We start from the raw sequence: 8,214 nt of genomic DNA on the forward strand, positions 1-8,214 counted from the left end.
AAGCCAGGTCTGCTTCGCATCCCTTTGTCTTTTTTCTTTCTTCGATCTGCTCAGATGGGATCTGGCAGCTCTCAGAAAGAAAAAAGCCAGAGACTTTCGTCACTGGCTTTACCGGTTGTAGCGGGGGTTGGATTCGAACCAACGGCCTTTGGGTTATGAGCCCAACGAGCTACCACTGCTCCACCCCGCAGTATTAAGCTTAAACAGATTTTTCCATTTCTTTTAAGCAGGTGCAAATGTAAAAGATTTTATTCAATTCTGCAAACATACTTTTCGGGTTCATTGCAATGATATTGAGCTTGTGGAAATTGATATTGAGCTTGTCGAAATAAGGTTGCTGAGCAAGCCGAAGCAAGGTTGCTGAGCTAGTCGAAGCAGGGTTATTGAGCTTGTCGAAATAGGGTTATTGAGCTTGTCGAAATAATATCGTAATTTTGATGCCCTAAAAAAGAGCTCTATGCCTCGTATCTTTGAAGCAACTGATATACCTGCCGATGAAAAGGAAGTGCGCAGGGATTATTTTGACCGGCATTCTCCCAGAATAATCTGTGAAAGTACGGCGAAAAGGGGGGAGAAGTTCCGGGTAAAAGTGGTGATTGGGGATGAGTACCAGCACCCGGATGAAGGGGATCATTATATCAGCTTTATTCAGCTTTGGAACAGGGAGACCTTTCTGGCCCAGGTCCATTTTACCCCAGGTATGCTGGGAGGGAAACCAGGTCAGGTTGAGGTCGATTTTTATCTTGTTCCCTCTGTAAGTATGAATCTGACTGCCCTGGCCAATTGTACAAAACATGGTTTGTGGCAAAGCAAACAGGTTGATGTGAAGGTCACAGACGGACAGGAATAATTTAACTGACACAGTTCGTATGGCAAAGGAAAAACGCAATGGTTTTCTGACAAAGCTCAGAAACAAGTACAGGCTCATTATTTACAACGACGACACCTTCAGTGAAGTATGGTTTATAAAGCTTACTCCGCTGAACCTGCTTGCGATTTTGGGTACTTCGTTTGTAGCAATGATTGTGCTTTTTTATGTACTCATTGCTTACACTTCGGTAAGAGAGCTGATTCCGGGTTACCCTACGGAAGAGATGCGGCTCAGGGCGTTAAAGGCGGCCGAACAGCTTGATTCCCTTTCATACCAGATAGCCCTGCGTGATCAGAAATTGCAGATTATTAGTGACATCCTGTCAGGGAAACCCCCTTCTTCTTCTGATACATCCCAGCAGGCAGTCGAACCTGTTACTCCTGCTGCCTTTCATCGGTCACCTGAGGATAGTATGCTCCGGCAGTCGGTGGAGGAGGAAGACAAGTTCAGTGTAATTCCGCGTCAGGAAACGTCTTCTCCTGTGGCATATACAAACTTTGCAAGCCAGTTGTTTTTTCCCCCTGTCCGGGGTATTGTAACCAATTCATTTGATCCGCAAACCGGACATTATGGTACCGATATTGTATGCCAGCCCGGCGAAGGCATCAAGTCAGTGATGAGCGGGACGGTACTTCTTTCGGCCTGGACCATCGAAACCGGCTATCTGCTTGTCATTCAGCATCCGAATAATCTTATTTCCGTTTACAAGCACAATGCCGAGCTTCTCAAACAGACCGGCAACATGGTAAAGGCAGGCGAGGTAATCGCTATTGTGGGCAATTCCGGAGAGTATACCTCGGGGCCGCATCTGCATTTTGAACTCTGGCATAACGGCATTCCGGTCAATCCGGAAGATTATATACTGTTCTGATTTCTGTGAAACGCATAGCGATACTTGGTTCGACCGGTTCCATCGGAACGCAGGCTCTGGAAGTGATCAGAGCCAATCCGGAACGTTTCAGGGTGGATGTTCTTTCTACAAACAACCGTACGGATCTTCTCATTCAGCAGGCTGTTGAATTCCTGCCCGAAGTGGTGGTGGTTGGCAATCAGGAAAAATACCCTCAGGTAAGGGATGCTTTGAAAGGTTACCGGATCAGAGTGCTGTCAGGGCGGGAAGGGCTAAACGAAGCGGTGAAACTGCCCGGAACAGAGGTTGTGCTTTCTGCTCTGGTTGGTTATGCCGGTCTTGAGCCCACGATTGGTGCTATTGAAGCAGGGAAGAACATTGCCCTTGCCAATAAGGAAACAATGGTCATAGCCGGAGAACTGGTCACCCGGCTCGCCCGCAGGAAAAATGTTTCCATTCTGCCGGTTGATTCGGAACATTCGGCCATATTTCAGTGTCTCATCGGAGAAGAAGAAAATAAAGCAGAAAAAATCATTCTGACAGCTTCGGGAGGCCCCTTCCGGAACCTGCCTGCTGACAAACTGCATGAAGTAACGCTGGAAGATGCACTGCGGCATCCCAACTGGTGTATGGGTTCCAAGATTACCATCGATTCTGCCTCGCTGATGAACAAGGGGCTGGAAATTATTGAAGCCCGGTGGCTCTTCGGATTGTCTCCCGATCAGATTGAAGTGGTGATTCACCCGCAAAGCATCATCCACTCCATGGTGCAGTTTCGTGATGGTTCCATTAAAGCCCAGATGGGTTTGCCGGATATGCGCTTGCCCATTTTGTTTGCTCTGGGATATCCTTTGCGCATACCATCCGATTTTCCCAGGCTGGACTTCAGAAAGGCCATGAATCTTCAGTTCGAACCCCCTGATGTGCAGAAATTTCCCTGCTTGCAGATTGCTTTCGATTGCATGAGGGCAGGAGGGAACATGCCCTGCATAATGAATGCAGCCAACGAGGTTGCTGTTGGGGCATTTATTGAAGGGAAAATTGCTTTTACAAAAATTCCTGAGATTATCAGCCGTACATTGGAAAAATCTGAATATATTGCTGTTCCTGATCTTAACGATTATCATCGTTCCGACAGGCTGGCACGGGAAATTGCACGAATATTAATTTAAACATTGTTACATGGAAATTCTGATAAGGATTATTCAATTTCTGCTTTCCATTTCGATTCTTGTTATTTTGCATGAAACAGGGCATTTTGTTTTTGCCAGATTATTCAAGACCAGGGTTGAAAAATTCTACTTGTTTTTTAATCCGTGGTTTAGCCTGTTCAAGGTGAAAAGGGGAGAGACGGAGTACGGGATTGGCTGGTTACCGCTGGGTGGTTATGTTAAAATAGCGGGAATGATTGATGAATCGCTTGACAAAGAGCAGCTCAAACAACCTCCGCAGCCCTGGGAATTTCGTTCCAAACCTGCCTGGCAACGATTGTTCATTATGCTGGGAGGGGTGCTGGTGAATTTTCTGCTGGCGTTTATTATCTACATAAGTGTTTTGTTCGTATGGGGCGAAGATTACCTGCCGGCCCAAAATGCACGGTATGGCATTATGGCCGATTCGCTGGCCTTGCAGATTGGCCTGCAGAACGGCGATCATATTGTTGCCATCGACAATAAACCGGTTGAGGACTTTCACGACATTATCAAGATGATTGCCCTGGAGGATGCCAGAACGATTCAGGTTAGGCGCGACAGCCAGATGCTGACGATTTCCGTTCCGGATACCCTGGTGTCAGTTCTCCTGAAGAAGCCGCGTTTTGTGGATGTTCGCATACCTTTTGTAGTGGGCGATTTTACCAAAAACTCAATTGCCCGTGAGGCTGGATTTCAGAAAGAGGACAGTCTGGTGGCCATTAATGGAGAGCCCTATGTCTTTTTTGACGAATTCCGGTCGGCATTTTCCAGGCATAAAGGCGACAGTGTTACGGTCACTGTTATCCGCAAAGGGAATCCTGTTGATATACGTCTCAGGGTGCCTGAAACCGGCCTGCTGGGTATTTATCCCGTCGGAGATCTCAGCCGCTTTTTCCAGATCAAACATCTGCGGTACGGATTTTTTGCCGCTATTCCGGCCGGTATACAAAAGGGGTATCAGACCAGTATTGATTACATCCGTCAGTTTAAATTGATTTTTTCACGCAAAACCAAAGGGTACGAATCGTTAGGCGGATTCATAACCATCGGGAGCATCTTTCCCGGCCAGTGGGACTGGCAGGCATTCTGGTCGATGACGGCCTTCCTATCCATCATTCTGGCTATCATGAACATTCTTCCCATTCCGGCACTTGACGGAGGGCATGTTTTGTTCCTCCTTTATGAAATCGTGACGGGGAGGAAGCCGGGGGACAAATTCCTCGAGTATGCCCAGATTGTTGGGATGAGCCTTCTTCTGGCACTTATTCTCTATGCCAACCTCAATGATATTATCAAGCTTTTCCGGTAAAAGAAATGATTTCAGGAATTTACACCGGCATGAGCCATCATTAATCATTAAAAATCGAAATATATTTTGTATCTTTGTACGATGTTTTAAAAATGAAGATTATGAATCCTTTTATTTTGCTGGGCGTGATTGGGCCAGGACAGGTGATTCTCATTGTTGCCATCATCCTGCTTCTCTTTGGAGGTCGCAAAATTCCTGAGCTCATGAAGGGTTTAGGCGAAGGAATCAGGGAATTTAAAAAAGCCTCGAGACTGGAGGAAGAAAGTTCTGATTCTGAAAAGAAACCCATAGAAAAGTCCTGATACGCTCATATAAAGATGCATTACCCTGCCAACGCTTTTATTCAGGCATTGGGGGGTTTTTTATTTTCTGTCAGCTACCCAAAAAGTACCTCAAGTATAAGAAAATCTAACGGTTGCCTGTAAACGCCAACCGTAAGATTTTCTGTTAGGGAATTTTACCGTAAACCGCGCACAGGTCGCTATGCGTAATATTCTGCCTGTATTCGGAACTCGGAAAACGCAAACAAAAGCTTACTACCATTTCCCAGAAGAAAATTTTCTTATGAACAGGAACCTCATGTGCGCTGACATGGCAAAATAAGTAGCCCGGGCTGTTGTGAATGCCGGAATGCATAGAAAATTTTTCAGAACCGAATTGCATAAAAAAAACAAGAGCCCTGAAAGGGCGGCATTATTGTAGTAGAATAAAGTCACAGAATAATTTCCGGAGCCCCGAAGGGGCGATATTATAAGCTATTCGACAGAGTTTCCTCCGAACAAAATTGATTTTTAAGGGCCGGATAGCCTGCCCCGCCAAAGCGGGGGAACCCCCATGGTTTGAATTTTGTTCATAGGTTTTTGTGTCTGTAATTCATGGGTGTTTCGTCAATATGTTGTACTTTTATCGAAGATTTAAATCATGCGTCATGAAGCGAACTTTATTGATTTTGAGCCAGATTCCGGTTTTTCTGCTTCTGTTAGCCGGCTGTAAGGAAAACCAGCGTCCAATGTTGCCTCCCGTTGCGGGGACTGCCTATGATGTTCTTGTAGTAATGCCCAAATATCAGTGGGAGGGAGTTCTTGGAGATACCATGCGTTCCCTTCTGGCTTATCCCATTCCGTATTTTCCTCAAAGAGAGCCTATTCTGACGCTCCGGCATGTTCAGCCTGACGGATTCAAAGGGATCTTTCAAACCTACCGCAATGTGCTAATTATCAGTATTGGAAACCAGTACGATAAAGCCAGGCTGTTACTAAGCCGGGATGTGTCGGCCAAAACCCAGATTATATACGAACTGCAGGGGCCCAATCAGGCAGCTGTCATTGATCTGCTCGTTCAGAACAGTCAGCAGATTGTGGGTACAATCCTCAATACCGAACGACTGCGCACTGTCGAGCTGAACAAGAAATACTATGACAAAAACATTCATGATAAGTTGCTGAAAAATCATTCCCTTTCTTTGTCTATACCCCAGGGCTTTGCCATACAGGTTGATACAGGCAATTTTGTATGGATTGAGCAGATGAGGGGAGACAATATTCTTGGTTTACTCATCTGGACCTATCCATATAAGGATACCCTTCAGCTCACAAAACAGGCTTTACTGGCCAAACGAAATGAAATTCTCCGACGGAATGTGCCGGGCAAAGATCCCGGTTCCTATATGACTACAGAAAAGATTTTTGAACCTCTGTTTGATGTGAACAGGCTCGGAAATCAAATATTTTACCAGCTCTCAGGGCTGTGGACAGTCGAAAAAGGATTTATGGGAGGCCCCTTTATTAATGTCACCACCATTGATCATGTCAGGAAGCGTATTGTGACAGTGGACGGATTTGTATTTGCTCCCAACCAGCAGAAAAGAAACTGGCTTTTCCAGCTCGAAGCCATTGCGTATACCATTAGTTTTCCTGAATAGTTCAAACAGCCTTTTCAATTGTTTCGTATTTCTGATTTCTGTATCTTGGTACAAAGCCAGCGGAAATGATAAGTTTTTTGAGGTCTTCCGGAGAGAGCCGATAATTTGCTCCCGCTGAAGAAACGACATTTTCTTCTATCATTACCGAACCCAGGTCATCGGCTCCCGCATACAGGCATATCTGGGCAGTATCTGGTCCTACCGTCAGCCAGCTGGCCTGAATATGGCGGATATTCGGAAGCATCAGCCTGCTGATGGCCAGCATTTTTATGTATTCTGATGCAGTAACATTGCAAGTGATTCCCATTTTTTCTTTGAGACAGGTTCCTTCGTCCTGGAAAGTCCATGGGACAAAGGTTATAAAACCCCAGGCGTGGTTTGGTTTGGCGGCCTGAACTTCGCGGAGTCTCACCAGGTGTTCCATGCGTTCTCTGAGCGTTTCGGCATGACCAAACATCATGGTAGCCGAAGTGGGCAGGTTGAGCCGGTGTGCTTCGATCATTACGTCGAGCCATTCCTGCGTTGAGCATTTGCCGGGGGATACCAGTTTCCGCACGCGGTCGGAAAGAATTTCCGCACCGGCACCGGGAAGGCTGTCGAGTCCAGCCCTGACAAGTTCTTCGAGCACTTCGCGGTAACTCAGGCCCTCCATTCGGGAGAGATGCACAATTTCAGGAGGGCCCAGAGCATGAAGTTTCAATTCCGGCCATTTGTCCTTTAGCCGTTTGAACAAAGTGGTATAGAAATCGAGACCCAGTTCGGGATGCATGCCTCCCTGAAGAAGGATCTGCCTACCACCCATAGCAAAAAGTTCCGCTATTTTTGCATCGTATTCTTCCGGTGTAGTAATATACGTGCCGGGATCGCCCGGTTTTCTGCTGAAATTACAGAACCGGCATCCTGAAATACAAACATTGGTGATATTGATATTCCTGTCAATGATCCAGCCCACTTCGTTTCCGGGGACCAGTTTCTGCCGTATGCTGTGCGCCGCCGCCATAAGCCGATCAAGAGGCTCTTCGTTGAACAGAACTTCCCCTTCTTCGGCGCTTAAAAATTCTCCCGCAAGAGCTTTCCTGAGCAAATGATGTTCATTGTGTTCCATGGCCCAAAAATAATTTCTTTTTCAGAGTACCTTCACATTTTCCCGATGCCTGCCTTGCGGTTTTCCAGGATCAAGCCTCCATCCCGATCAATCCAGTATTTCCGGTTTTCAGGATTGCCCTCGGATGAAGGAGATTGATTGCATTGGTGGGCAGATAAAAGTTTGTGATCAGAAATCCCATCTTCGAACAGATGAAGAAAAAGAATTATTTTCCGATGATTCCGTTCGACCAGAAAAAAAGAAGAATCAGCACTGAGAGAAGAACCACCGTACGGAGAATCATTGATCCTTCTGTAACTTTTGTATCGGGACGGCTGGTTATATAATGAACCTGAAAAGGAAGGGCAAGAAAGAGAGCAGAGCCTCCGGTAAGGAGCATGGGTATATCACCTGGCCACCGGAACAGCAGAAAAATAATACCGGCAACAACAACCGACGATGAAAGCATGGTAAGTTTAGCAATAAAATGTTCCCAGGCCGTAGCTTTTTTATCGTCAGGAGTTACATATGCTTTGAAAAGGTATAAAACAATCAGCGTACTCAGCGCGAAAGTGATGACATAACTTCCGTAGTTGCTGTCAAGTGTATTAATCAGCAGGCCCAGCAGGGCAAGGGTAACGATATACGACTCATACCGCAGGAGGGCAGCAACCTGTTTTGCTGCTTCGTGCCTGAAATACTTTTTCATCGTCAGGGCAATAATTCATTTACAAATATAGGTTCTATAAAGGTAAGTAGCAAGGAAAGGAATGCTTTAACTCCTTTGGGCCGTTTCCACTTCGTTCCAGCGGGATTTGCCCGGATGCTTTCGCGCAAGGCCAGCGCACTGCGCATCAGTTCGCTTACACTCCTGATGCGCAATCCGGGCTTAACCCACATTGCGCAGAAAAAGTGCGCAATGTTCCCTACGGGCCGCTTCCACTTCGTTACAGCGGGGTTAACCAGGATGCCTGCGCACAAGGCCA

9 protein-coding genes and 1 tRNA gene are annotated in these 8,214 nt (G+C 46.3%); 6 read left to right on the forward strand and 4 right to left on the reverse strand.

The window, feature by feature from the left end:
- Positions 1–118 precede the first annotated feature (118 nt).
- Positions 119–190, reverse strand: a tRNA-Met gene (locus GX419_01380).
- Positions 191–457: 267 nt separating this feature from the next.
- Here GX419_01380 and GX419_01385 point away from each other — a divergent pair.
- The 6 genes from GX419_01385 to GX419_01410 all read left to right on the forward strand — a co-directional run bounded on the left by GX419_01385 (position 458) and on the right by GX419_01410 (position 6,144).
- Positions 458–850 (forward strand): dethiobiotin synthase, encoded by a 393-nt coding sequence (locus GX419_01385; protein ID NLI23343.1) that lies wholly within the window; start codon positions 458–460, stop codon positions 848–850.
- A 19-nt stretch (positions 851–869) separates the two neighbouring features.
- Positions 870–1,742 (forward strand): M23 family metallopeptidase, encoded by an 873-nt coding sequence (locus GX419_01390; GenBank protein NLI23344.1) that lies wholly within the window; start codon positions 870–872, stop codon positions 1,740–1,742.
- Positions 1,739–2,893, forward strand: a complete 1,155-nt coding sequence (locus GX419_01395) for a 1-deoxy-D-xylulose-5-phosphate reductoisomerase (protein NLI23345.1) — start codon at positions 1,739–1,741, stop codon at positions 2,891–2,893. The genes GX419_01390 and GX419_01395 overlap by 4 nt, the downstream gene beginning before the upstream one ends.
- 10 nt (positions 2,894–2,903) lie before the next feature.
- A complete protein-coding gene (gene rseP / locus GX419_01400; protein ID NLI23346.1) occupies positions 2,904–4,223 on the forward strand; it encodes an RIP metalloprotease RseP in 1,320 nt (439 codons plus the stop codon).
- 101 nt (positions 4,224–4,324) lie between these two features.
- Positions 4,325–4,525 (forward strand): twin-arginine translocase TatA/TatE family subunit, encoded by a 201-nt coding sequence (locus tag GX419_01405; GenBank protein NLI23347.1) that lies wholly within the window; start codon positions 4,325–4,327, stop codon positions 4,523–4,525.
- A gap of 626 nt (positions 4,526–5,151) precedes the next feature.
- Complete coding sequence (locus GX419_01410) at positions 5,152–6,144, forward strand: DUF4837 family protein (GenBank protein ID NLI23348.1); 993 nt, start codon at positions 5,152–5,154, stop codon at positions 6,142–6,144.
- A 1-nt stretch (position 6,145) separates the two neighbouring features.
- On the opposite strand, the gene mqnC is transcribed toward GX419_01410, so the two are convergent.
- The 3 genes from mqnC to GX419_01425 all read right to left on the reverse strand — a co-directional run.
- Positions 6,146–7,249: a dehypoxanthine futalosine cyclase gene (mqnC, locus tag GX419_01415; protein ID NLI23349.1), complete on the reverse strand. Its 1,104-nt coding sequence runs from the start codon at positions 7,247–7,249 to the stop codon at positions 6,146–6,148.
- A gap of 205 nt (positions 7,250–7,454) precedes the next feature.
- Complete coding sequence (locus GX419_01420) at positions 7,455–7,937, reverse strand: hypothetical protein (GenBank protein ID NLI23350.1); 483 nt, start codon at positions 7,935–7,937, stop codon at positions 7,455–7,457.
- A 2-nt stretch (positions 7,938–7,939) separates the two neighbouring features.
- The coding region (locus tag GX419_01425; protein ID NLI23351.1) for a hypothetical protein at positions 7,940–8,214 on the reverse strand (275 nt) is incomplete at its 5' end.

The sequence above is a fragment of the Bacteroidales bacterium genome (genome assembly GCA_012517825.1).
Taxonomy (GTDB): domain Bacteria; phylum Bacteroidota; class Bacteroidia; order Bacteroidales; family JAAYUG01; genus JAAYUG01.